Source organism: Natronolimnohabitans innermongolicus JCM 12255 (assembly GCF_000337215.1).
Classification (GTDB): domain Archaea; phylum Halobacteriota; class Halobacteria; order Halobacteriales; family Natrialbaceae; genus Natronolimnohabitans; species Natronolimnohabitans innermongolicus.
In genome coordinates this window covers 38,004-60,886 of sequence record NZ_AOHZ01000082.1, presented here as the reverse complement: position 1 = coordinate 60,886, position 22,883 = coordinate 38,004, and the positions used below count along the sequence as shown (strand labels likewise).

The 22,883-nt window shown below is 66.1% G+C and carries 23 protein-coding genes; 14 read left to right on the top strand and 9 right to left on the bottom strand.

The genetic code is table 11. From position 1 onward, the window contains the following. Positions 1 to 92: 92 nt before the first annotated feature. Positions 93 to 1,958 carry an SLC13 family permease gene (locus tag C493_RS17505; protein WP_049889448.1) on the bottom strand — a complete coding sequence of 622 codons (1,866 nt, stop codon included), beginning with the start codon at positions 1,956 to 1,958 and terminating at the stop codon, positions 93 to 95. 203 nt (positions 1,959 to 2,161) lie between these two features. Between C493_RS17505 and C493_RS17500 the strand changes: the two genes are divergently transcribed. From C493_RS17500 to C493_RS17485, 4 genes are all read left to right on the top strand, one after another. Then, positions 2,162 to 2,536, top strand: a complete 375-nt coding sequence (locus C493_RS17500; RefSeq protein WP_007260820.1) for a tautomerase family protein — start codon at positions 2,162 to 2,164, stop codon at positions 2,534 to 2,536. Between the two features lie 162 nt (positions 2,537 to 2,698). After that, on the top strand, positions 2,699 to 3,895 hold the full coding sequence (locus tag C493_RS17495) for an MFS transporter (RefSeq protein WP_007260819.1): 1,197 nt from the start codon (positions 2,699 to 2,701) through the stop codon (positions 3,893 to 3,895). Between the two features lie 81 nt (positions 3,896 to 3,976). Further along, the gene (locus C493_RS17490; protein ID WP_007260818.1) at positions 3,977 to 4,444 is read left to right on the top strand and encodes a universal stress protein; all 468 of its coding nucleotides are present in this window, start codon (positions 3,977 to 3,979) and stop codon (positions 4,442 to 4,444) included. A gap of 202 nt (positions 4,445 to 4,646) precedes the next feature. Beyond that, complete coding sequence (locus C493_RS17485; protein ID WP_049889447.1) at positions 4,647 to 6,035, top strand: O-antigen ligase family protein; 1,389 nt, start codon at positions 4,647 to 4,649, stop codon at positions 6,033 to 6,035. Between the two features lie 26 nt (positions 6,036 to 6,061). On the opposite strand, the gene C493_RS17480 is transcribed toward C493_RS17485, so the two are convergent. The 4 genes from C493_RS17480 to C493_RS17465 form a co-directional block, all read right to left on the bottom strand. After that, a complete protein-coding gene (locus C493_RS17480; protein WP_007260816.1) occupies positions 6,062 to 7,321 on the bottom strand; it encodes an ArsA family ATPase in 1,260 nt (419 codons plus the stop codon). Between the two features lie 134 nt (positions 7,322 to 7,455). After that, a complete protein-coding gene (locus C493_RS17475) occupies positions 7,456 to 8,217 on the bottom strand; it encodes a hypothetical protein (RefSeq protein WP_007260815.1) in 762 nt (253 codons plus the stop codon). 95 nt (positions 8,218 to 8,312) lie between these two features. Beyond that, positions 8,313 to 9,788, bottom strand: a complete 1,476-nt coding sequence (locus C493_RS17470) for a glycosyltransferase (RefSeq protein ID WP_007260814.1) — start codon at positions 9,786 to 9,788, stop codon at positions 8,313 to 8,315. A gap of 437 nt (positions 9,789 to 10,225) precedes the next feature. Further along, the gene (locus C493_RS17465; RefSeq protein WP_007260813.1) at positions 10,226 to 11,326 is read right to left on the bottom strand and encodes a pyridoxal phosphate-dependent aminotransferase; all 1,101 of its coding nucleotides are present in this window, start codon (positions 11,324 to 11,326) and stop codon (positions 10,226 to 10,228) included. A gap of 139 nt (positions 11,327 to 11,465) precedes the next feature. Here C493_RS17465 and C493_RS17460 point away from each other — a divergent pair, with 139 nt between their 5' ends. Further along, positions 11,466 to 11,981 (top strand): CinA family protein, encoded by a 516-nt coding sequence (locus tag C493_RS17460; protein WP_007260812.1) that lies wholly within the window; start codon positions 11,466 to 11,468, stop codon positions 11,979 to 11,981. A 175-nt stretch (positions 11,982 to 12,156) separates the two neighbouring features. Next, positions 12,157 to 12,642, top strand: a complete 486-nt coding sequence (locus C493_RS17455) for a metal-dependent hydrolase (RefSeq protein WP_007260811.1) — start codon at positions 12,157 to 12,159, stop codon at positions 12,640 to 12,642. 453 nt (positions 12,643 to 13,095) lie between these two features. Here C493_RS17455 and C493_RS17450 read toward each other — a convergent pair whose 3' ends face one another. Then, complete coding sequence (locus C493_RS17450; RefSeq protein ID WP_007260810.1) at positions 13,096 to 14,130, bottom strand: hypothetical protein; 1,035 nt, start codon at positions 14,128 to 14,130, stop codon at positions 13,096 to 13,098. Positions 14,131 to 14,206: 76 nt separating this feature from the next. Further along, a complete protein-coding gene (locus C493_RS17445; protein ID WP_007260809.1) occupies positions 14,207 to 15,250 on the bottom strand; it encodes a DUF7139 domain-containing protein in 1,044 nt (347 codons plus the stop codon). Positions 15,251 to 15,387: 137 nt separating this feature from the next. Here C493_RS17445 and C493_RS17440 point away from each other — a divergent pair, with 137 nt between their 5' ends. The 4 genes from C493_RS17440 to C493_RS17425 all read left to right on the top strand — a co-directional run bounded on the left by C493_RS17440 (position 15,388) and on the right by C493_RS17425 (position 18,258). Beyond that, the gene (locus C493_RS17440; protein ID WP_007260808.1) at positions 15,388 to 15,672 is read left to right on the top strand and encodes a DUF5789 family protein; all 285 of its coding nucleotides are present in this window, start codon (positions 15,388 to 15,390) and stop codon (positions 15,670 to 15,672) included. 6 nt (positions 15,673 to 15,678) lie between these two features. Next, positions 15,679 to 16,377: a CPBP family glutamic-type intramembrane protease gene (locus tag C493_RS17435; protein ID WP_007260807.1), complete on the top strand. Its 699-nt coding sequence runs from the start codon at positions 15,679 to 15,681 to the stop codon at positions 16,375 to 16,377. Between the two features lie 72 nt (positions 16,378 to 16,449). Next, complete coding sequence (locus C493_RS17430; RefSeq protein WP_007260806.1) at positions 16,450 to 16,914, top strand: DUF302 domain-containing protein; 465 nt, start codon at positions 16,450 to 16,452, stop codon at positions 16,912 to 16,914. 198 nt (positions 16,915 to 17,112) lie between these two features. Next, entirely contained in the window at positions 17,113 to 18,258 is a 1,146-nt protein-coding gene (locus tag C493_RS17425; protein WP_007260805.1) for an AI-2E family transporter, read from the top strand. 37 nt (positions 18,259 to 18,295) lie between these two features. Here C493_RS17425 and C493_RS17420 read toward each other — a convergent pair whose 3' ends face one another. Both C493_RS17420 and nreA read right to left on the bottom strand, forming a co-directional pair. Next, a complete protein-coding gene (locus C493_RS17420) occupies positions 18,296 to 18,496 on the bottom strand; it encodes a hypothetical protein (protein ID WP_007260804.1) in 201 nt (66 codons plus the stop codon). Between the two features lie 46 nt (positions 18,497 to 18,542). Continuing rightward, a complete protein-coding gene (gene nreA / locus C493_RS17415; protein ID WP_007260803.1) occupies positions 18,543 to 19,844 on the bottom strand; it encodes a DNA repair protein NreA in 1,302 nt (433 codons plus the stop codon). A gap of 644 nt (positions 19,845 to 20,488) precedes the next feature. Between nreA and C493_RS17410 the strand changes: the two genes are divergently transcribed. From C493_RS17410 to C493_RS17395, 4 genes are all read left to right on the top strand, one after another. Beyond that, positions 20,489 to 20,668 (top strand): HVO_2753 family zinc finger protein, encoded by a 180-nt coding sequence (locus tag C493_RS17410; protein ID WP_007260802.1) that lies wholly within the window; start codon positions 20,489 to 20,491, stop codon positions 20,666 to 20,668. A gap of 7 nt (positions 20,669 to 20,675) precedes the next feature. Then, a complete protein-coding gene (locus C493_RS17405; RefSeq protein ID WP_007260801.1) occupies positions 20,676 to 20,942 on the top strand; it encodes an elongation factor 1-beta in 267 nt (88 codons plus the stop codon). Between the two features lie 152 nt (positions 20,943 to 21,094). After that, positions 21,095 to 22,420, top strand: coding sequence for an MFS transporter (locus C493_RS17400; protein WP_007260800.1), 1,326 nt, complete (start codon positions 21,095 to 21,097; stop codon positions 22,418 to 22,420). Positions 22,421 to 22,485: 65 nt separating this feature from the next. After that, positions 22,486 to 22,875, top strand: a complete 390-nt coding sequence (locus tag C493_RS17395; RefSeq protein ID WP_049889454.1) for a DUF192 domain-containing protein — start codon at positions 22,486 to 22,488, stop codon at positions 22,873 to 22,875. Positions 22,876 to 22,883: the final 8 nt, after the last annotated feature.

Sequence of the window (22,883 nt, the reverse complement as noted above, 5' to 3'; positions counted from 1 at the left end):
GGTAATATTCTGGTGGAGAATGGACGCATTCAGCAGATCGCATCGGGTTCCGTCGACCGCTGGGTGAAGCGGGCTGGAACGGTTGCCAGCCGCTACGAATCCCAGGCCGCCGCGAACGCGTCCGGCAGCGTCGTGATGTCGATCCCCCAGGCCATCGGGAGCCAGAGGATCGCAACCAGCGTGATCAGTATCACGCCGAGGATGTTGAGTCCGGAACCGATCCGAGCCATCTGGGGCAGCGTGATGTAGCCGCTGCCGAAGACGATCGCGTTCGGCGGCGTCGCCACCGGGAGCATGAACGCGAACGACGCCGCGGTCGCGCCCGCGATCATCAGCCCGAAGGGATGGACGCTGATGCCGATCGCGACGCTTGCGAGAATCGGCATCAACATCGCGGTCGTCGCCGTGTTCGAGGTGACCTCCGTCAGGAAGATCGTCATGACGACGACCGCGAGCAGGATGAAGATCATGTTGACTCCCTCGAGCGCCTGCAGCTGTTCGCCGATCCAGACCGCGAGCCCGGTTTCGCCGAAGCCGCCGGCGATGGCAAGGCCGCCCCCGAACAGAAGGATGACGCCCCACGGGATGTCGACGGCGTTCGTCCAGTCGAGCAAGAACGTGTGGTCGCCGTCCTCGGTTTTCGTCGGGAGCGTAAAGAGGACCATCGCTCCGCCGATCGCGACGACAGTGTCGGCGTCGTCGGGGACTGGAATGCCGAGGAGTAACTCGAGTCCGGTCGCGAGCGGCCCGGGAAGGAACGCCGGCGCAGCGTCGAACTGATCGACCAGGCTCGCGCCGATCCAGGCGACGGCCATCCCGACGAAGACGATGAGCACCAGTCGCTCCTGTTTGGTCATCGAACCGAGTTCGGAGAGTTGTCGATCGATCGTGTCCGCGCCGATCGGAAGTTCGTCGAACTGCGGCGAGATCGCGACGCGGGTGACGTAGAGGTAGACGGTCGCGAGGCCCACGATCGAGATCGGGACGCCGTAGAGCATCCACTGTGCGAAGGAGATCGACTCGCCGAAGAGCTCGTTGGCCTGTCCGGCAAAGAGGATGTTCGGCGGCGTCCCGATCAGCGTCGCGACGCCACCGACGGACGCGCCGTAGGCGATACAGAGCATGAGCGCGACCCCGAACGAGAAGTTTCCTTCGCTGGTGTCGATGTCGAGTCCGCTGTCCTCGACCAGATCGGCGGTCTTGTAGATAACCGCCAGCGCGATAGGGACCATCATCATGACGGTCGCGCTGTTGGAGACCCACATCGAGAGGAACGCGGTCGCCAGCATGAACCCGAGGATAAGTCTCGAGGGCTCGGTGCCGACGGCCTTGATCGTCCGCAGTGCGATGCGCCGGTGGAGCCCCCACCGCTGCATCGCCATCGCGAGGAAGAAGCCGCCCATAAAGAGGAATATCAACGGATCAGCGTAGGACGGCGTCGTCGCTTCGGCCGGAAGCGCACCGGTCAGCGGAAACAGTGGGATCGGCAACAGTGAGGTCGCCGGGATCGGAATCGCCTCGGACATCCACCAGGCGGCGACCCAGGCGGTGACCGCCGCGACGGCCTGCCCTTCGGGAGTGAGTCCCTCAGGCGTCGGGGAGAAATAGATGAGCGCGAACAGCAACGGGCCGAGAACGAATCCGACTTTCTGTCGAAGTCCGTACGACCCGCCGACGTCGAACGGGTTTCCATCGGAACCCGAACTCCCGTCGTCACCGTCGCCGGGACCACCACCATCGGCGCCGCGCAGTTCGCCGTCGTCGGCCTGCTCTCGGCCACCGTCGGCGAACGCGTGCTCGGCGAGACGCCGTTCCTCCTCGGAAAGATCGTTCATATCCCGCGCGATTGCGGGCGCGTCGAGTCTGAGGTAGGCCTTCGTCTGGTCGTTGAGACGCCAGAGATACGCCCAGAACGGGAGAACATATCTCTTATATGCTCGCGTAGGATCAGACACCATTTTTCTGCCCTTCCAGTCTGTAGGTATAAACAATGGCGATTTAGTTCGATAGAACTGTTGTGGATTTATTATGGCCGCTGTGACATACAACAGCAGTGACCGTCTCGGTGGGCTTCGACCGAGCGGTAAGGACGCCCATTCCCGCTGGTCGGTCGAATCGCACAGTCCGAACACACAACTCCGCTGGCTCCCTCTCTCGAGCCATGCCGCTCCTTCAGTTCGATACCACGCTGTCGCTGTCGGCCGACGAGAAAGCCGCGTTGGCCGAGTTCGTCACCGACGTCTACACGGAGCAAATGGCGACGACTGCGGGGCACGTCGCAGTGTCGATCCGCGCCCGCGAGCCTGCCGATCTCCACCTCGGGCGTGCAGTCGACGGCCCTATCGTCTTTCTCGACGCCGACATTCGACGCGGTCGGTCCGTCGACCGGAAACGACGCTTCGCACTCGACGTCATGGCGTATTTCGCCGAGACGTTCGACGTTCCGGACGCGAACATGAAAGTCGTCTTCACCGAACATCAGGGCGAGCAGATGATGGGCGTCGATCGCGTCGGCGGTGAGTGGGACGGCGAGTAGCGGCGACTGGTCCCAGGGCGTTCCTCGAGTCGCCCCGATGGCTGCCGACACGAGACGGCCAGCCACCGCACTGGTGAACAGCCCGTTCGACCACATCGACCCGGAACGTGTCTCCGCCACCGAGGCACACAAGCGCGTCCTCGAGAAAGGAGGCGACGTCGAATGGATCGGTCGTACTGGCGAACGGTGTCGCTCGTGACGATGTGGCAGGTGTCCGCGAGCATCTGTTACTACACGGTGTTCGCGGCGACGCCGCTCTTTCGCGACGAGTTCGGACTCTCCCGCTTTACGGTCGGCTTCGTCGTGACGGCGCTCACGCTCGGCTACGCGACCTGGCTCCTCCCGGTCGGTGCACTGATCGATCGCTTCGGCGAGAAGCGAACGCTGACGCTCGGACTCCTTGGACTGGCTGCGGGCGCCGTGATGGTCGCCGGCGCGCCGACGTACGGACTGTTGCTAGCGGCTGCGTTCTTCCTCGGGTCGCTGTACTCGACGGCGATTCCGGGGACGAACAAGGCCGTCTACGACACTATCGAAGCGGGCCGGCAGAACCTCGCGATGGGGATCAAACAGGTCGGCGTCACCGCGGGTAGCGGGATCAGTTCGCTGCTCGTCACCGGACTGGCGGGCGTGTTCTTCTGGCAGGCTGGGTTTCTGATCGCCGCCGGGTTCGGGCTGATCGTCGCCGGCGTCTTCGCGTTCGCCTACGGCGGTGCGAACGCGGACGGCGCGGCGGAGTATCCCGATTTCCGGGCGCTCTCGCACAACCGACCGTATCGCATTCTCGTTGCTGCCGGTTTCTTCCTCGGGGCCGCGCTGTTCACGACGACCGGGTACACCGTCCTCTACGTCGAGGAGTCGATCGGTGCCTCGGTCGTCGTCGGCGGAATCGTCCTCGCGCTCGTCCAGCTGTTCGGCAGCGTCGGCCGCATCGCCGGCGGCTGGCTGAGCGACACGCTGCCCGGCGATCCGCAGCGTCGAATCGGCGCCATCTTGATCGTTCAGGCCGCCGCGGGCGCCGGACTGTTCGTCGTCGTCGCCGCAACTGACACCGCAATCGGCGCCGCCGTCGCCTTCTCGGTGCTCGGCTTCTTCGTCATGGGTAACACCGGCGTCTACTACTCGTACATGGCGACGCTGGTCGCCAGCGACGAGATGGGCGGCGCGACGGCCGGCGGACAGCTTTCGCTGGTCGCCGGCTCCGTCGTCGCACCACCCGCGTTCGGCTATCTCGCCGACACCGTCGGCTACCGCGGCTCGTGGTGGCTGCTCGCCGCCGGCTCCGTCGTCGCCGCCTGCCTGCTCGTCTACGCCGTCCGCCTCGAGTCGCCGATCGACGAGCCGGCGATGCGAGAGTGACGCTCGACCGAGCAGCCGTCGAATCGCCGCCATCCACGCAAGCGTGTGAAAGCTTTTGGACCCCACCGACGAAGAACGATCATGTACCGCCTTCTCCTGCCGGTCGACGAGAACGCACCGCGCGCTCGAGCCCAGGCCGAGGCCGTCCTCGAGATTCCGGCCGACGACGGCATCGCCGTCGATCTGTTACACGTCCACGACGACCTGTCGGCGTCCGACGCCGAATGGGCCGCCGGCGGCGGATTCGCCGAGACGTTCGCCGAAGAGATGGAGGCCGTTCGAGGTGCTGACCGACTTCCGGCTTCGATCGAAGCGGCCGTCGACGTCCTCGAAGGAAGCGACGTCGAGTTCGCGGTTCACGAGACGTCCGGTGAACCCGCAGTGAAGATCCTCGAGGCCGCGACCGAGTTCGACAGCAACGCGATCGTCCTCGGCGTCGGACGGCGCTCGCCGGTCGGGAAGGTGCTGTTTGGCAGCGTCGTCCAGGCGGTGATCCTCGACAGCGACCGGCCGGTGACGGTGGTCCCCGTGGGCGAAGAGAGCGAGTAGTCGTTCGAGCGACGAAGCGCTGGTAACCCGACGCGGGCAGAGGTTTCACGGCAACGCTCGAGCAGCACCGCGATTCTCGTGATTACCGACTGTACGAGGGACTGAAACGTCAGGTTCGGTCGCCGTCAGTCCCGTCCGGTTGTTCAGCCAGAGAGAACGACCACAATGACGAACTATCGGTGGGTACCGATCACCGAATAGAATGCGCGATGGACGAGGCCTCGAGCAGTTGTTGGGCCAATCCTCCGATGATTCTCCGACGGTGCCGCGACACTATCCACTGCTCGCCGTCTTCGCCATCGTCGCGAGCGTCGCACCCTCGACGTGGTACTTTTCGACGGACCAGGGCTATCTGCTATCGGGTGCGGTCCTCGCCGCTATCATCGTATACGGGGTGTTGTTTACGAGCGTGCGGCTGTCGGCGGATCCCGCCTTTCTCGTCCTCTTCGGCGGGTACTGGCTCGGACTGGTGGCACAGTACCGGTTCCACGATCCGCACACGGAACTCTTCTACGTCGCGCTCAGCGCTCCGCTCGCCGTGTTCGCGACCGTGGTCGTCCTCCCTCGATTCGTCGCGGGACGACGCCAGACGTTCGCGATGGCCCTCACGCTCGCGGCCGTCGCCGCCGCTCTGATCGGACTCTTGGTGCTCTGGTGGGCCGGAACGGCCGACACCGACCTTCCCGATTTCGTCGGCGAGGAGGTCATGGGTCTCTATGCGATCCGAACTGTCTCGGTGTTCGGCAACCCCAACCCGTACGGCTTTTTCATGATGGTCGGCTGTCTGGCCGCGCTGTATACCGTCCTCGTCCGCGGCGGGTTCGTCTGGGTGGCCGCGCTCGGACTCTGCGTGCTCGGGCTGGTCATGAGCGAGGGGGACGCCGCGCTCGCCGGGGTGAGCGTCGGCTCGGTTATCGTGCTGGCCGGACGCCACCGGCTGCTCTCGTTTCTGGGAATCGGCGTCGGGATCGTCGGGCTGTACGGGATGATCCGAACCGGTCACGTCCCCGAAGTGATGCAGACGACGCTGCTGAACCGAATCGAACGGTGGGTGCGCTCCGTCGAACTCCTCGCTGACGAGCCGCTGTGGGGGATCGGATTCGCGGACGTCGGATCGCAGCTCGGAATCGGACGGGAGTTCGACCACTCGTCGATCTATCCGCCGCTCAGTTCGGATACCGGCACCAGCAGCGGTCCGCACAACTCCTACGTCTACCCGCTGCTCAGCACGGGAGTGATCGCCGGCTCGCTGTACCTCGGCTCGCTGGTCTACGCGCTCGGCCGCGGAATCAGGGGTCACTGGACGACCTGGAAGGCCTACGTCGTCGGCACCGCAGCCGGCATCTACGTTTTCATGGCCTTCGAATCGCACTTTCTCGGCGGGTTGAGCGTCTCGTCGATCGTCTTCGGGCTGTTCGTCGGCCTCATGCTGCTACCGGAGCACGAGGGCGCTAACGCGCAGACGCAGCCGGTTGGCACGCGGGCGGCGCTCGCGACCAGCCGGTTCGCCCGCGCGCTCACTCGCGTTCGAACGTGGATCGCCGAGCGCGACGCGACGGATTCACGTCGCGACTCGAGAGGAAAAGCGTAATCGACCAGGTTCCACAGCCCCGAGCGTCACCGCAGACAGGCGGCGACGACCTCGAGCATCCCCTCGCCGCGGACCTCGTCGGCGAACAGCGGTACCCGTTTGACGTCGGTGCCGCGAAAGAGGTTCTGGGCCTCCGCGAGCGCCGACTGCTGGACGTCCCAGCGCCGCTGGCAGAACTCGCAGTCCTCGAGGTTCGGCTGGAGGAACTCGCCGCGGACGTCGTCGGTGACGTCCGACAGCGGCTCCATGACGCGGTTGACGACGACCGTCCCGACGGGGATGGCAAACTCGTCGAGTTGCTGGCGCAGTCGCTTCGATTCGAAGACGCTCATCTCTTCGGGGACCATCACGATCCGGAAATCCGTCCGCGCGGGGTCCTGCAGCGCCGCGCGCAGTCGTTCGATCCGTTCGCGCAGTTCGTCGAGGTCGTCGAGGTCGCCCTCCTGGGGAGCCTCCTGGCCGGGAAACATCCCCTTCATTCCCTCGAAGAGCCCGCTCAGCCGCTGGCGCATCTTCATGATCCGGCCCATCATCGAGTCCATCAGTTCGGGCAGTTTCAGCAGTCGAAGGGTGTGGCCAGTCGGCGCGGTGTCGACGACGACGCGCTCGAAGCGCGGATCGTCCATGTACTCGAGCAGCAGTTGCATCGCGGCGGCCTCGTCGGCACCGGGCATCGCGCCGCCGAAGAGGGCGTCCATCGGCGAGTCGCCGCCGAGCATCTCGCCGAGACCGCCCATGCCGCCCATCGCGTCCGGGCCGCCGGCGTCGGCGCCGCCGAACGGCCCGCCGGCGCCAGCACCACTGCTCTCGCCGGTATCGTCGAAAGGACTGTCAGCCACGTCGTCGCCGAATCCGTCACCGCCGCCCTCGCCGCCGAAGACCGCCTCGCCCTGCTCCATCGCGGCTTCGGGGTCGATCTCGGCCGCGTAGAGGGGGACGTCCTCGCGGATCCGGGTCGGATCGGCGGGAACGTCGGTCTCGTAGGTGTCGGACAGCGAGTGTGCGGGATCGGTCGAGACGACGAGCGTGCTGGTTCCGCCGCGGGCGCTGTCGAGGGCCGTCGCGGCGGCCATCGTCGTCTTTCCGACGCCGCCTTTCCCGCCGTACAGGACGTAGTCGGGCCCCTCGATCGGCTCGTCCGAGGGCTCCACGTCGATCGTCTCTCGCTCCTCACCGACGGACTCCGTCGGCGTCACCTCGATGGTGTGTGCGCCGCCGTCGCTGTCGCCGTCGGCCGCTGCCCCATCGTCTTCCGCTTCGACGCGTTCGGCGTCGGCTCCACTCATACCGATCGCTTCGCCGTCCCGTCACGAGTATTCGTCGGTCTCGAGCGGTCCGGTCGCGCTGACGACCGCGGCGGTCCCTCGCGACGGCACCGACGCGGGACTGGCCGCCGCCGAATCGGACGGTCAGAGGACGGTCAGAGTGCGAGGAGCACGACTGCGTAGACGCCCGATCCGGCGGCGAACGCCCAGAATCGACTCTTTTCAGTCCGCGGCAGTTCGTCCTTGATCGCGTTGAAGACGACGCCGCCCGTCAGGAGTCCGAGCAGCGCCGTGAACGCGACGTCGCTCAACGCGTATACGACGCCGACGGCGGCGCCGACGAAAACCGCGGCCGCGAGAACCCACCGCCCGAGTCGCTGATACGACTCGCGGTGGTGTTGGCTCATCGCTTCGTCGTTGCCGAGCAGGTGAAACGCCATCGCGACCGCGAACAGCGCCGTCGATTCGGTGCCGGTCTCCCCCGCGACCAGCACGTACCCGATGAAGGCGTTGTAGACCGCGAACGAGCTGACATGAATCCAGAAGACGGGCTCGTCGGCGAGCGAGCCCAGTTCGTGGTCGAACTCGTGGGACCGGGATATTGTCGCGACTCGCTCGAGGCCGTAGAATAACGCCAGTCCGAGGAAGACGAGCGCGTATCCGTGCTGGACGAGCGTCGATCCGAGCGCGGGCTCGGTCGTCTCGAGTGCGCCCCGGCGCGTCTCGAGTTCCGGAAACAGGTGGAGGAACGCGTACACGGTCGAGATACCGCCCGCGAGGGACAGCAGGCTGCGACGCGAGACGCCGCTCGAAATCGGGAGCGTCTCGGGAAGGAGGTGGACGAGCGCGACGACGCAGACGAGGAGCGCCGTGGCGACCGCCCCGCCGTCGAACGGCTGGGTGAGCGCGACCCACATCGGTAGCCAACACTATCTCCGGCGCAACGGACGCCGCTTTCGGTGCGCCTGCCGGGTCAGGAGCTCTCGACTCCGCGACGGCGTCCGAACTCGAGCTATCCCCGCCCGCCGCTCCCGTCGGTCGATTCGGGCGACGCAGTTGGTTCGGTCGGCTCAGTCGGACTCGAGTCGCCTCCCGTCGCGAGATCGACGGCAGCGAGCGCGATCGGCGCCGCAGACGCCATCGCGTACAGCGCCTGCGTGAACGGGTTCGAGAGAAGCGAGTACGCGAGCCGGTGCAGCCGATTCCGGAACGGGTACGCCCGCCACGCGGCCCGGTACGCCCGCACGCTGTAGTACCCCCAGAGCACGACGTTGAAGCCGACGAGCAACTGCAGGGAGAGCGGGACCGACCACGATTCGGCTCCGCTCCCCGTGAGTGTCGGCCACGCGACGAGCGCCGCGGCCGGCACCCCGACGACGCTGACGAGCGCGATCGACTGCAACAACAGCCGTCCCGACCAGCACCGAACGTCGTCGATCGCCGTCCAGCCGTGAGCGGCGACGCGTCGGTACAGTTCCCGCGACGACGATCGCTTTCGCTCGAACCACGCCTCGAGCCCCGGCGGACAGCCTTCGAGAACGAACCGATCGAGGACGCCGAGGTCGTACCCTCGCCGCGAGGCCGCCAGCCCGAGCGGCAGCGCCCCACCCTCGTCTCGCTCGCGGTGCCACCGTGCGACGTCCTCGAGGACGCGCGCTTCGGTCACGTAGCCCGTCTCCTGAATGGCGTAGGGGCCCGAACTCGAGGTCGGCAACAGGTCCGAACGGACTGCGGCCGCCGTCGACTCGAGCAGCGGGAGGATCCCGAAGTCGACGTTGCGAACGGAGCGTTTGGCCTGGACGATATCGTACTCCTCGAGACCGGCGACGGCGAGTTCGAGGGCGTCGACGGGAAGCCACGTGTCGGCGTCGATAACGGTGACGAGGTCGTCGCCAGCGACGCCGCGACCGTCGTCTTCGTAGGCGGCTGCCAGCATCGCCGCCGTCGCGGGCGGGACGCCGGTCGGCGCGAGCCACGAGCCTCGGTCCTGTCCGTCGCGTTCGTCTCGGCTGCTGTCATCGCCAGCCATCGCCCCGACCGCGTTCGTCTCGCCGTCGACCGCGACGGTTTCGATCTCGAGGCCCGGCGGACGGCGCGGTTCGATCGCCCCCTCGAGTTCGAGCGCCGTCCGGTCTCGCGGCTCGTAGACCACGTGGACGGTGAGCGACGACGCGGGGTAGCTCTGGGCGGCGAGGCTCGCAAGCGTCGACTCGAGGGCGTCCCACTGCTCGCCGACCAGCGGGACGAAGACGTGGACCCGCCGCCGGAGGTCGGCGGGGAGCCGACAGTCGGGGCCGGGTCCGCGTTCGATCTCTGTCCTCGTTTCGCCATCGCGCCGTTTCTCCGCGCGCTCGAGGACGGTCCCGAGCGTTCGCTCGTCGACGCGGTTCATCGGTCGGCGGAGAAACAGCGCGAGCAGCCCGCAGTTGGCAACGAAATAACACAGCTGCGTCGCGACGAACGCGACGAGCACGACCTCGAGGACCATCTTCACTCAACCACTCGTCTCGCGGCGTATCTGTATTGCGGCCGTCCCGTCGTCTCCCGTTCGATTCGGATCGGCGTCCCTTGCAGCACCAACTGAAGCCGACCGTGCGCTAATCGGACAGCAGTAGCGGTCGGACGCCGATCACACGGTCATCGTACGCGGAAGCGTACAGATTTTAATCACCGGCCGTTGACCGTCGTGTTCCCCGAGGACAATGACAGAACTCTGACGCTGCTATCGTGCCCGTCAGAGGTGGCCTCGCCCTCCCCAGCCGATTCGCTCGGTCACTTCGTTCCGTCGCTCATCCCTCGCACGATGTCGTCGACTGTCCTCACCGTCGTTCGGCCAGCCGACAGCACGCGCCACCGCACGACAGCTGCACGGGGACGGACGATACCGCCGCGTATCGACGTAGCCGACCGTCGCTCGAGAGTCGCTCACCCGAAGTACGTCGCCAGCCGCTCGGCGGCCTCCTCGACGCGGGGCGTTACGAGCGCGAACCGCAGCCACGCCGACCGCGAGTCGCCGAAGGCCTCGCCGGGCATTCCCGCGACGCCGGCCTCGTCGATCAGCCGCTCGACGTTCTCGAGCGTGCCTGGATAGTCCTCGAAGCGAGCCATGACGTAGAACGAGCCCCGGGGCGTGGTGTACTCTGCGCCCGCGGCGTCCAGGGCGTCGGTGAAGGTGTCGACGCGCTCGCGGAGCAGGGCGCGGTTTTCCTCGTAGTACTCCGGCGGCGTCTCCCGCAGCGCCCGCAACACCGCGTACTGTGGGGGCCGCGTCGTCGCCACGTTGACCAGCATATGACGGCTCTTTGCGTTCTCGACCAGTTCGGGTGGGAAGATCGCGTAGCCGACACGAAAGCCCGTGATCGCCATCGACTTCGAGAACGCGTTGGTGACGATCCGGTGGGCCGAATCGGACTCGAGCGCGCTCGCGAACTCGCCCGAGAGGTCGTAGTGGTCGTAGACCTCGTCGCTGACGAGGATCGCGTCGTACGCCTCGGCGATCTCGACGAGCGCTTCCATCGTCTCCGCGGGGTAGACCGCGCCCGTGGGGTTGTTCGGCGAGTTGACGACGATCGCGGCCGTCTCCTCGCTCGCCGCGTCGCGAACGTCGGCGGGATCGAGCTGGCCCGTCTCGTCGGTCGCGACGAACCGCTGCGTGCCGCCGAGCATCGTCGTCTTTCCGGGATAGTAGGGGTAGACGGGATCGGTCAGGAGAATCTCGTCGCCGCTATCGCGCTCGAGGGCGCGAGCCATCGCGAGGTAGTTCGCCTCGCCCGCGCCGTTGGTGACGATCACCTGCTCGGCGTCGACGCCCCGACGAGCCGCGATCTCCTCGCGAAGCTCGAGGAGGCCCTCGCTGGGGCCGTACTGGAACCGATCGGGCTCGAGTGAGGCGTAGTCGCGCAGTCCCTCCCGGAGTGCCTCGGGGGGCTCCCAGTCGGGGTTTCCGCTGACCATGTCGACGACGTCGCGGTCGGCCCGGTCGGCGTACTGCATGACGTGGAAGAACAACGGCGTCTCGTACTCCATACCGGATCCAGCGGGCGCGCGGACCGTCGTTCTTTCCGTTCGCGCTCGCGACGGTGACTCGATCGGCCGCCCGAGGAGCCGCTGTCGGCGCCCGGCAGAAAGCCGCGCTTTGACGTACCGACGGTTCGTTGCCTCCGGTATGAACGACGACATCGATCGCGAACTGCCGATGGACGTCGCCGACGCGCTCCGGGACCGCGAGGAGACGCTCGCCGTCGCCGAATCCTGTACCGGCGGCCTGATCGGCGCCGCGATAACGGCCGTACCCGGCGCCAGCGACTACTTCGATTCGGGGCTGACGACCTACGCCTACGACGCCAAGCGCCGCCACCTCGGCGTCAGCCGCGAGGCGCTCGACGAACACGGCGCCGTCTCCGAACCCGTCGCCCGCCAGATGGCCCAGGGGGTCCGCGACGTGACGGACACGACGTGGGGAATCGCGACGACTGGCGTCGCGGGACCCACAGGCGGGACCGAAGAGAACCCGGTCGGAACCGTCTACATCGGCGTCGCCTACGCCGGACCGTGGGGCAGCGAGACCTCCTTCGCCACCGTCTCGCGGTACGTTTTCGACGGCGACCGTGCCGACGTCCGCGCACGGACCGTCGATCAGGCCCTCGAGGACCTGCTCGAGGCGATCGACGAACTGCAGTAAGTCACACGCCGCCGTCGTCGTCGCCGTCGCTGCCACCCTCGTTATCGCTGCCGGCCGCCGTCGTCCGTTTCGGCTCGCCGTCTCCTACAGTCCATTCGCCCGCGCCGAACGGTTCCGAATCGATGACACTCTCGAGAGAAAGCTATTCGGTGCCGGCCTCACCAGTACCGAGTGAATGAACAAGAAGGGACACGTTCTCAATGCGGTGCTCTTGAGCATCGGGCTCGGCTATCTCCTCGAGCCCGCGGGCGACCTCGAGACGTTCGAGACGATCGTCGCGATCACCGTCCCGGTCACCCTCGGCGCGCTGTTTCCGGACGTCGACACGGCGTTTGGCAAACACCGCAAGACGCTGCACAATCTCCCGGTTCTGGCCCTGTTTATCGTCTTTCCCTACGTTTTCGGCAACCTCGAGTACGTCTGGATCGGCGTGTTGACCCACTACGTGTTAGACGTCGCGGGCAGCAAGCGCGGCATCGCGCTGTTTTACCCGCTCTGGAAGAAGGAGTACGGCCTTCCGATCGGCGTCACGGTCAGCAGCAAGTACGCGGACGCGGTGACGGTCGTCGTCACCGGCCTCGAACTGGTACTCGTGGCGCTGATCGTCTACGAGGTCCCGCAGTGGGGCTTCGAGATGGGCCAGCAGATGGTCGGGTTCTAGTAGTCAGTGAAACGATTCACACACTGATCGTAACGCCGTACTGCGATCAGGTGTGCAGTGACGTTCACTGACCACTATCTTTCTGCGAGGAGAGAATCCCGCCGTTCACGGCGGGCGTAAATCCGACAACTCTTACACCGACCACGTTAAGCAACAACACGGATATTTAAGTGACATCGTACCGCAGCATGACGAACACCGAGGCGGTCACACCGCCCACTCAAATGCACAATATCGGGACTCCGAGAACCAGAACGTTCGAGACACACTCTCGAACCGCTGTGGTGTCTCGGTCACAAGATAACTCCGAGTCCCCTGCCGGGATAGGAGTAACGGCAGTGTGGCCCTGCCATCGGCCTGTCATACCGACGGGTTGTAAACCAGCAAATATCCCAACCCAGCGGTGCAGTGCCGTGGGAAGCCTCGCCGTTTACGGCGAGGAGGAGGTCTCCGCTACTCTTCCCAGTCGATTTCTCCCGTCCGTTCCGAGTGGCGGAGAATGAACGGCCCGAGCGATCCGGTTCGCTTCGAAACGGTCGCGATTCGCGCGACGTAGGTCGCGAGCAAGAAGAACGGAACCAGCGAAACCGTCGCACTCATGCTGACTATCCACACCAGATCGTCGACGCCGAAGGTCGTCCCAGCCGCCATTCCCGGCTCGAGATAGAGCACCGTCGCCGTCGCGATGACGACGCCCGGCAGACCGGAGTACAGCATCGACCGAGTGAGGTGGACGAGCTCCCACTGAAAGTACAGCGACTTGAAGTGCTCGAGCGCCGGGCCGAACAACGTCAGGCTGTCGATCAGGTCGTCGAAGGCCGCCCGCTGGTCGTTGTCAAGCGTCTCCTCGTGTTCGTGGCACAGCCGACGGACCGCGTAGATCTTCCACGAATAGTTGTAGTTCAGGCCCGACCGCAGGACGCCGAATTCGCCGAACTCGGCGGTTTCGAGCTGCGAGTAAATCTCGTCGGAGTTTCGACAGATGTTGTCGACGAGCCGATCGGTACGCCGTCGCAGCGCCTCTTCGTCGCTGTCGGTGACGGCCGTCCGAAGCGCCTCGGCGGTCTCGCTGCTCGTCTGTACGAGCGCCTGCAGAAATCGCGCGGGATCGGGCGGCCCCGTCGTGCCGAACAGTTCCTCGGCGTTTCGACGGTAGTCCATCGCCTCGTTCATCCAGGTCTGTTGATCGCCCAGCCGGCCGAGCTCCTGTGAGAGGACGAGCTGGTTGATCGCGACGACGAGCGTAACGCCGGTGATAACTGCGGCGATCAGCGCCTGAAACGCGGTCTCGACGGGCGAGCCGGAAGCCATGGCGTCTTGCAGCGAGATCGACAGCGACCCGGCGGCGACGAACGATGCGAACGTCGCGAGCGAGAGGAGGCCGGCCAGAAGCCAGCGGTTCGCATCGAGCAGAATCCAGTGAGCCACCGGGTTCTCGCCGGTTCGACCCCGGAGCGTATCGGTCGACGGCAAGTCGTCGACGTCCATACCGCCCGTTCACTCGGCGGGCGAAAAGCAGTTGAGCCTGAATCGAACGGCCCGCGGCGACGGTTCGGCGTTCGACTCAGCGGTTCGGCGCCCACTCCTCGCAGGCGTCCATGTCGTCCATCGCCCGCTCGTGGCGAGCGCAGTAGGGGACCATCCCCTCCGACGAGCGGACGTACTCGAAGTGCTGGCAGTTGCCGCAGTATCGGTCCGTCGGCGCTGCCGGCTCCTGCGGCGTGGTCTGTGGCGTGGTGTCGCCGTCGACGATCTCGGCGTCGCGGCCGTCTCCGGCGTCGAGCGGCGACGTGATGTCCGACGCGGCCGTCCCGCCGTCGCTGGTCGCGACGCCGGGCGTCGGTCGCCGCTTGCGGCCCCCGCTTCCGGAACCGCCCGTCGAACTCGAGGCCGCCGTACCAGCGGTCGAACGGGGGCTCGAGTTTCCACTTTCGGTCGATCCGGAGACGGTCGACGACTCGTCATAGGAGAGCGTCTCGCCGTTGGAATCGTCCGCGTTGGTCTGGGTTTCGACCTCGCCGTCGGGGGTGCTGCCGAGGAAGCCGATTCCGCCGAGTCCGCCGGATCGGTCGGATTCGGTGACCTCGACGACGGTCTTGTTCTGGCGCGTGACGTTCATCTCGAGGGCGCCGCCGGGGTCGTTTCGCGTCTTGAAGTTGACGACGGCGGTAAACAGGCTCCAGAGGGCCATGAACAGTCCGAGCAGGTAGACCGCCGACACCCGGAGCGTGTGATCGGCGCCGTAGCTGCGCCAGTCGTGGGGGTAGGCGTCCCAGAAGAGGACGACCCCGAGCAGACACAGGCTCACGCTGATCGCCGCGGCGGCGTGGACGCGGCGACCGGCGGGCAACACGAGAAAGACGCCGACCAGTGCGATCGGAACGCCGAGGCCGGCGAGTACGCCGGCGACGCGAATCGAGGCGTAGTGGGCGTCCATCCCCGGCGACACCGCCGCCGCGGCGCCACTGAAGAGGTCGGTCGTCGCCACGACCACGGCGACCACCGCCAGGAGCGCGCCAAGCAGGACGAGCGCCGTCCCCCCGTACAGCCGCCAGGGGCTCGCCACCTCCCGTGCGGTCCCGTCGTAGACCTCCGTCAGACTTGTCATGAACAGGGATTTGAGCGCCTATCACAAAACGCTACGTCAGACACATCTCGGCAGTCGGAGAGTTTCGCCGTCGAGTCGCACCCGCGGCGACCCCCGGAAACGAAAGCTTGAATCGACGCGCTCGCAAACGACCGCGCATGAGCGACGAGGAAGACGAGGAGCCGGCCGTCGCGCTCGGTGAACGAACGCCCGTCGAGGGCGCCCCGCTCGCCCGCGTCACCTCCCGGCTGGTCTGGCCGAAGGAGAAAAGCGAGATCGAGCGCCTCGAGGGCGACAGCGTCATCCGGACGCCGGACGGTCCCCGCGAACTCGCGAGCGTGCTCGAGGAGATCGACGAGACCTACTTCCAGCGCCGCCAGGAGTTCAGGTCACACGTCGAAGCGGTCATCGGCACCGGACCGATCCCGACGGCAGACGAGTAATCAGCCGTGGCGACCGAGCGGGCCGACGGCGGCGACCGCTGGATTCGAAAGCAGTTCGACCGCCTCTCGTGGGTCCAGAAGTCACTGCTGACGGGGGCGATTCTGACTGTGCTGTGGATGCAGTTCGTTCCGCCCGAACTCGACAGACGGGTCTACGTCGACGGCGCCTTGCTGATCGGCGGGCCGCTCGCGCTGGGGCTCACTCACGGTCGCCATATCGGCTGGAACGTCAACCGCGTCGCCGTCCGAAACGCCGTGTTGCTCTCGCTGTTCGTGCTCCCGTTTTACCTCGTGGGTTCGACGCTGCCGACGATCCGGGAGTACTACCCGATGTGGCCGACCTCGGCCGCGTTAGGCGAGTTCCTACCACACGCCGTCCAGCTATTCATCCTCGCGCTGGCCGCAGAGACCTACTACCGCGGCCTGCTCTGTGTGGGCGTCAAGGACATCGGCTTCAAGGCGGTGCTCATCAGCCCCGTCGTCTACATGCTCCACCACTACGGAAAGCCGCCGATCGAGTTCCTCCTGTCGGGGCCGACGGATATCCTCTTCGGCGCCGTCGATTACAAGTCGAACTCGATCCTGCCCTCCGTGATCGCCCACGGCGCGGGGCTGGTCCTCCTCGACTGGCTCGTCGTCCACGACCCGCTGTTCGATCCGACAACCGTACTCGAGTACCTCGAGTGGCTACCGGTACCGCTGTAGCTGTCGGACGCGGTTCCGGTCGTCGACCACTCCGATCCCCACGTATTTTACCGCCGAGCGCCAACCTCCGGTATGTCACTGCCAATCGATCCGGCGGCACTCGACCCGGAGGAGTACGGCGAGAAACAGGCCATCCTCGAGATGGAACACGAGGAAGCGATCGAGCACGTTCGGGAGGTCTGTACGGACGTCGGCTTCGGGATCCCCGTCGAGTTCTCGCCCTCGGACCTACTGAACGAGAAGGTCGACGCCGACCGCGACCCCTACTACGTCCTCGGCGCCTGTAACCCCGAGGTCGCGAACGAAGCGCTCGGCGAAACGCTGCGAATCGGCGGCCTCTTCCCCTGTAACGTGATCATCTGGGAGGAAGAGCCCGGTCGCCAGCGCGTCTATCACGTCTCGATCATGAAGATCGCGCGGCTGCTCGGCATGGCGCCCGACAACGACGAGTGGGCGGACATCATCGATCGGACCGGCGACATCACGGAGGAAGCGTTCGAACGACTCGACAGCGTCGAAACCGAAGTCACCGACTGACCGGTCGGCCCCCGGCATCCGTTTGCCCGTCGTCTCCCGTTTTCGTCGCCGTTCGATCGACGGTGCGTCGTCTCTCGAGCGTGCGTCCGGCTGCCCGATGGCGGTTTTTCCGGAGCTATTCTTGCCGTCTCTATCCGCACCCACAACTCAGCAAATAATAATGTTAAGATTTACTTACACGACGCGCCACGAGTACGTATGGACGTCCGCACCGCGTTCTTCGCCCTCCTGCTCGTCCTCCTCGGCGCGATTGCGACGCTGATGATCGCGCCGCTACTGCAGTACGTCCTGGCGGCCGCCCTCCTCGCGTTCGTTCTCTACCCCGCTTACGAACGACTCGAGCCGATACTCGGTCCCAGACTCTCGGCGCTCTCGCTGACCGGATTCGCGATCGTCGCCGCCGTCGTCCCGCTGCTGATTATTTCCGTCGTCGTCCTCCAGACCGTCGTCTCGTTTCTCAACGGCTTCGACGAGACAGCCGTCCTCGAGACCGCGCGGACGCTCGCCGAAGACGACCTCGGCCTCGAGGCCGAACACGTCGACGCCGTCGAGGCCACGGTCGTAACCGAGGTCGAATCGTCGCTGTCGGAGGCGGTCGAACTCGTCCTGTACGAACTGATCGGGCTGTTGAACACGAGCGTCGAGATGGGGCTCGGATTGATCGTCTTCGTCTTCTTGCTGTACTATCTGCTGCTCGACGGAGCGACGTTGGTCACCTGGCTCGGCGACGTCGCACCGATCGACCCACACGTCCGCGACGAACTCGTCGAGGAGGTCAGCGTCGTCACCTGGGCGGTGATGTACAGTCACGTTCTCGTCGCGCTCGTCGAGGGGCTGCTCGGCGGTCTCGGACTCTACCTGCTCGGCGTCCCGAACGTCGCCTTCTGGACGGTGATCATGATCGTCGTCTCCTTCCTGCCGGCGATCGGCGTCTGGCTCGTCTGGGGACCCGCGGTCGGCTACCTCGCGATGACCGACGGCGTGGTCGCCGCCGCCTTCCTCCTAATCTACGGCGTGACGGTCCTCGCGGTCATCGACAACTACCTGCGGGCGATCTTCGTCGATCGGGGCTCCGGACTCCACCCCGCGGTCGTCGTCGTCGGCGTTATCGGCGGCATCTACCTGCTCGGGATCATGGGGCTGTTCCTCGGCCCCGTGTTGCTCGCGGTGTTCAAAGCCGGAGTGAACGTCTTCAGTCGAGTCGTCGACGACGCCGGCGCTACTGACGATTCGACGACCGGTTTTGAGCCCGATCCCGACTCTGAACCGAATCCCGAATCCGGGTCCGAGTCAGAGCCACCGGCTCCACCCGGCTCGGAGGGACCGGTCGCCGAATCGGATTAACCGCAGCCGCAACCGAACCGTCTTCGGGTACAGCGCGTTATCGTGGACCGTCCTCGTCGGCCGGCGCCTCGCCCGTTTCCCCCTTGGCCTCCAGTTCTTCGAGGTACTGCTCGGCGTCGTACTGCAGGTACGCCGACACGACCGCGATGACGGCGACGACGAACAGCGGCACGCCGATGAGAAGCGCGAGCATCGCTATCACGGTAAGGAGCTCGGCGCTGACCAGCGCGAGTGTCATAGGTCGACGTGGGGCTCGAGCGAGTTAGGGGCTCGGATTCGTCGGGTCACTCCTGGCCGGTGAAGGAACTGAGGTTGGCCTGCAGCCCCGCGGCCAGTTCGGACTTCCGGCGCAGACGCGCGTGCGAAACCGGCAGCTGCGTCGAAATCTCGGCGACGGCGTCGTGGAACGTCTCGGCCTCGCCGTAGGTGCCGTCGAAGGCGTTGCGGACGCTCTCGCGAACCTGCCAGACGCCGACGGGCGCCCAGTAGTCGTCGCTGACCTCCCGGAGGACGAGACACTTCGCCTGCCGACCGATCGACTCGAGGTACTCGAGCACGCCGAGTCGGGCGGCGTAGTAGGCCCCGGCGGTTTCCTCGACGTAGCTCGAGCGCCCCTCGTAGCCCTCGCTGGCGCTCTGGAGCCAGACGTCGTCGCCGGGATTCGGATTCCAGATGCTGCCGGGCGCCTTCATCTCGACGAGTTCGAACTCCCAGTTGCCCGGCGCGAGGACGACCCAGTAGCGGTTGCCCATGTACTCGTTGGCCCACACCTGCACCTCGTCGACGCTGGGTTCGTTGCGGATGCGTCCGCGGAGGTACTGGCCGACGGTGTCGTCGACCGCCGTGATCGACCAGCGCGTCGGGACGAGACGGCGCTGTTTCGCCTCGCCGAGAGCGCCCGCCGAGAGGATCGAGTTGATGTCGTAGACGTCGAAGCCGCGCCGGTAGAGGAAGGTCATGGCCCCCTGGGCCTGCCAGTCGTCGTCCTCGAGGGTCTTCTTGACCGGTTTCGGCACGTAAGGGTTCTCCCGCAGTTCGGCGTTACGGGCGTTGGCCCGCGGCCCGCGGGGCGTCGCGACGTCCGTGCCCGCGTCGAGGCCGAGATCCGGCGTGTCGTCGAGGCCGATCTCGAGGTCGACCGGCCGGCCGGCGATGGCGACCTCTCGCTGGACGCCGACGAACCCGTCCCAGGCGTCGTGGACGTTCGGCGTCAGTCGGCTCGCGATGCTCGGCGAGTCGACGTTCGCGCGCTTGTTGGAGTTTAGCAGGCCGGTCCGACGCTGGAGGACGTCGGGGATGTCGTAGCCCTGCTGGTACCAGTTGCCGTCGGTGACGTACTCTTCGGCGGCGTCCTCGTCGCCGACCGGCGAGAGCAACCCGACGGGGATGTCCGGATAGTTCGACCGCCCGACGAAAATCGATGGCGCCGTCGAGCCCACGAGGGAGTCGCCCGACAGCGATTGCTCGAAGTTGCGCTCGAACTCTTCCAGGTGGTCCGTGATCGCGTAGGACTTCTCCTTGGCGAGGCGGCGTCGCTCGGCCTCCTCGTCGGGCTCTAACTCCTCGATGTAGTCGTCGAGGCGCATTCAGCGAGTGTAAGGGGCCAACCCGTTTGAATGTTGCATTTCGGTCGGTCGACCGAACCGTCTCTGGTCTACACGGAGCTGTGCGTGACGAAGAGCGACGACAACGTCGACGGAGAACGGCGGTCGCGACGGATTCCACCAGTCGTCCGAACGCGACGAACGCCAGGAATGTCAGAGGCAGAGGTCCGGCCTGGCGTCGACCCACCGAACCTCGATCAACCCTTTCGGGAGCAACGTTATGTATATAGTCGCGCGTTTTCTGAACCTGAAAACACGCGGGGACGGGCGCCTCGGTCGGCGTGCAACTCGTTTCAGTGGGTACTCTAACAACGATTTACGCACCGATCGCAACGCAGTCCTGCGATCGGGTGTGCAGTGACGTACAAGAGCTACGGTGACATCCTCCCCGGCGTAAACGGCGGGATTCTCTCCTCGAAGAAAGATATAGTAGCCACTGAAAGTCAGTGCACACCCAATCGCACGAGCGCTGTGCGATTGGTGTGTGAACAGTTTCAGTTGTTACTATAGGTGCCACTGTCAGTCATCGACCGCGACGATTCGAGCGACCGCGTCCGTCGGCGTGAGTCGGCGCCCGGGAATCCGGTATCGAGTAGTTTAAAAACGCCGGGCGGAAAGGGAGGGGTATGAGTACGACGGACGATCAGCAGGCTCGATCCTGCGTCTCCTGTGGGATCAACATCGCGGGCACCAACGCCGCGGCGTTCAAGTGCCCCGACTGTGGCGCCCAGATTTACCGCTGTGCCAAGTGCCGCAAGCAGAGCAACCTCTACGAGTGCCCCGACTGCGAATTCACCGGACCCTGAGAGTACCATGGGAAAAGTAGCTGCCAAGATCAAGGTCATGCCGGACAGCCCCGAAATCGACCTGGACGCGCTCCAGGAGCGACTCGAGAGCAGCCTCCCCGAGGGCGCCAAGATCAACGGCGTCGAACGTGAGGAGGTCGCGTTCGGCCTCGTCGCGCTCTACCCGACCGTGATCGTCCCCGACGGCGCGGGCGGCACGGAAGCCGTCGAGGAGAACTTCACCGAGGTCGACGGCGTCGAAAGCGTCGGCGTCGAGAACGTCGGCCGTATCTGAGCGGCCGCTCGCACGGCGAGCCGTTTCTCCGTACGACCACAACCACTCCTGCGAGCAGCGGCTTCCTCGCTCGAACCGTTTACATGCTCGCCAGCGGTTGCGCGTTCTCACGCTCGGAACGCTTACACGTCCGCTCGTGAAACGGTTTCCGCGTGAACGTGCTGTCGGACCCGACGAAACGGCGGTGGCTCGCGTGGGGAGCGCTAGCGACCGTCTTCTTGCTGGTGAACCTCCACCGGCTCTCGACGGCCGTCCTCTCGGAGCGCCTGACCGTCGACTTTGAGACGACCGCGGCCCAGCTGGGGACGCTGCACGCCTCGTTCTTCCTCATCTACGCGGCGATCCAGATCCCCACCGGCGTCCTCGCCGACCGCGTGGGTCCGCGTTACGTCGGCTCGATCGGCGGCGTCGTTCTGAGTCTGGGCGCGGTCGGCTTCGCGCTCAGTGAGAGCTACCTCGCGGCGTTCGCCTCGAGAGCGCTCATCGGGCTCGGCAGCGGCGTGATCTTCGTCTCCATCCTCCGATTCTGCGCGAACTGGTACCGCGACGACGAGTTCGCGACGATGACCGGCCTCACCGGCAGCATCGCGGGTCTCGGTGCGATCCTCGCGACGACGCCGCTTGCGGTCACCGTCGACGCGTTCGGCTGGCGGCCGACGATCGCCGGACTGGGCGCCGTCGGCGTCGTCGCCGCGGGTTCGGTCTTCGTCCTCGCGCGCCAGTCGCCGGCCGCCGCCGGCCTCGAGCCGATCGAGGGCGTCCCGGAGCAGCCATCGGTTACCCTCTCGGAGCTGGGCGGTCACCTGCGAACGCTCGCGACGGACCTCGATCAGTGGCTGCTGTCGGTCGTCTTCTTCGCCGGCAACGGCGCGATGTTGACCCTCGTCGGCATGTGGGGCGTCCCATACGTGGTCGTCGTCTACGACCTCGACGTGACGACGGCCTCCTACTTCACGCTGCTCGCCTCGGTCGGCGTCCTCTTCGGCCCGACGACCATCGGCTGGCTCTCGGACCGACTCGAGCGGCGCCTGCTTCCGATGGCAGTTGGTATCGGCGTGTACGCGGCCGCGCTCGCGACGATTCCCGTCTTCGGACGGCCGCCGCTGCCCGTCGTCGCGCTGGCCTACCTGGCCAGCGGGTTTCTCTTCGGCGCCGCGATGCTCTCGCTGTCGGTCGTCAAAGAACGCTACCCCGCCGGCGCGAGCGGCGTCGCGACGGCGACCGTAAACACCGCCGGCTTCGTCGGCGGCACGATCCTGCCGACGATCATGGGTGTCGCTCTCGACGCCTACCAGACGGGCGAGACCGTCGGCGGCACCGTCGCCTACACCGAGTTCGGCTACCGGATCGCGTTCGGCATCCTCGCCGGCACCGTCGCCGTCGGCTTCCTCTGTGCGTGCTGGCTCGTCGTTCGCGACCGGCGCGACCGGGCCGACGCGGCGACCGCGGCGAGTTCGACGCGGTCCGGTCCGCGGTGACTCCGTCCGGAATCGGGCAGGAACGGGCGAGAAGCTTTTTCGTCCCCGACTACGGACTCGAGGGCGTGCGTTTGGTACACGAACCGGTTGCGGGCGGCGAGTCGGGTAACGGCGATCGCGGCGACGTGAGTGACCGACGGCTACTGGCGACGACCGTCGACGTCGCCGACACGCTGCTCAGTCAGACTCGCGGGTTGATGTTTCGTCGCTCGATTCCCGACGACTACGCGCTGGCGTTTCGGTTCGAGACGACCTCGGTTCGCGACGTTCACATGCTGTTCGTCTTCTTCCCGATTGACGCGATCTGGGTCGCCGACGGCGTCGTCCAGCGCGTCGAACGACTACGGCCGTGGCGGAGTTTCGCCCGCGAGGAGTGCGATCTCATGCTCGAGTTGCCCGCCGGCGCCGCCGAGGGCGTCGAGGCCGGCGATCGGGTGGTTCTCGAGGACGGCTGACGGTCGCT

Coding starts and splice junctions, on each gene's coding strand:
- C493_RS17505 (WP_049889448.1), bottom strand. CDS start 1,958: ATGGTGTCTGATCCTACGCGAGCATATAAGAGATATGTTCTCCCGTTC.
- C493_RS17500 (WP_007260820.1), top strand. CDS start 2,162: ATGCCGCTCCTTCAGTTCGATACCACGCTGTCGCTGTCGGCCGACGAG.
- C493_RS17495 (WP_007260819.1), top strand. CDS start 2,699: ATGGATCGGTCGTACTGGCGAACGGTGTCGCTCGTGACGATGTGGCAG.
- C493_RS17490 (WP_007260818.1), top strand. CDS start 3,977: ATGTACCGCCTTCTCCTGCCGGTCGACGAGAACGCACCGCGCGCTCGA.
- C493_RS17485 (WP_049889447.1), top strand. CDS start 4,647: ATGCGCGATGGACGAGGCCTCGAGCAGTTGTTGGGCCAATCCTCCGAT.
- C493_RS17480 (WP_007260816.1), bottom strand. CDS start 7,321: ATGAGTGGAGCCGACGCCGAACGCGTCGAAGCGGAAGACGATGGGGCA.
- C493_RS17475 (WP_007260815.1), bottom strand. CDS start 8,217: ATGTGGGTCGCGCTCACCCAGCCGTTCGACGGCGGGGCGGTCGCCACG.
- C493_RS17470 (WP_007260814.1), bottom strand. CDS start 9,788: ATGGTCCTCGAGGTCGTGCTCGTCGCGTTCGTCGCGACGCAGCTGTGT.
- C493_RS17465 (WP_007260813.1), bottom strand. CDS start 11,326: ATGGAGTACGAGACGCCGTTGTTCTTCCACGTCATGCAGTACGCCGAC.
- C493_RS17460 (WP_007260812.1), top strand. CDS start 11,466: ATGAACGACGACATCGATCGCGAACTGCCGATGGACGTCGCCGACGCG.
- C493_RS17455 (WP_007260811.1), top strand. CDS start 12,157: ATGAACAAGAAGGGACACGTTCTCAATGCGGTGCTCTTGAGCATCGGG.
- C493_RS17450 (WP_007260810.1), bottom strand. CDS start 14,130: ATGGACGTCGACGACTTGCCGTCGACCGATACGCTCCGGGGTCGAACC.
- C493_RS17445 (WP_007260809.1), bottom strand. CDS start 15,250: ATGACAAGTCTGACGGAGGTCTACGACGGGACCGCACGGGAGGTGGCG.
- C493_RS17440 (WP_007260808.1), top strand. CDS start 15,388: ATGAGCGACGAGGAAGACGAGGAGCCGGCCGTCGCGCTCGGTGAACGA.
- C493_RS17430 (WP_007260806.1), top strand. CDS start 16,450: ATGTCACTGCCAATCGATCCGGCGGCACTCGACCCGGAGGAGTACGGC.
- C493_RS17425 (WP_007260805.1), top strand. CDS start 17,113: ATGGACGTCCGCACCGCGTTCTTCGCCCTCCTGCTCGTCCTCCTCGGC.
- C493_RS17420 (WP_007260804.1), bottom strand. CDS start 18,496: ATGACACTCGCGCTGGTCAGCGCCGAGCTCCTTACCGTGATAGCGATG.
- nreA (WP_007260803.1), bottom strand. CDS start 19,844: ATGCGCCTCGACGACTACATCGAGGAGTTAGAGCCCGACGAGGAGGCC.
- C493_RS17410 (WP_007260802.1), top strand. CDS start 20,489: ATGAGTACGACGGACGATCAGCAGGCTCGATCCTGCGTCTCCTGTGGG.
- C493_RS17405 (WP_007260801.1), top strand. CDS start 20,676: ATGGGAAAAGTAGCTGCCAAGATCAAGGTCATGCCGGACAGCCCCGAA.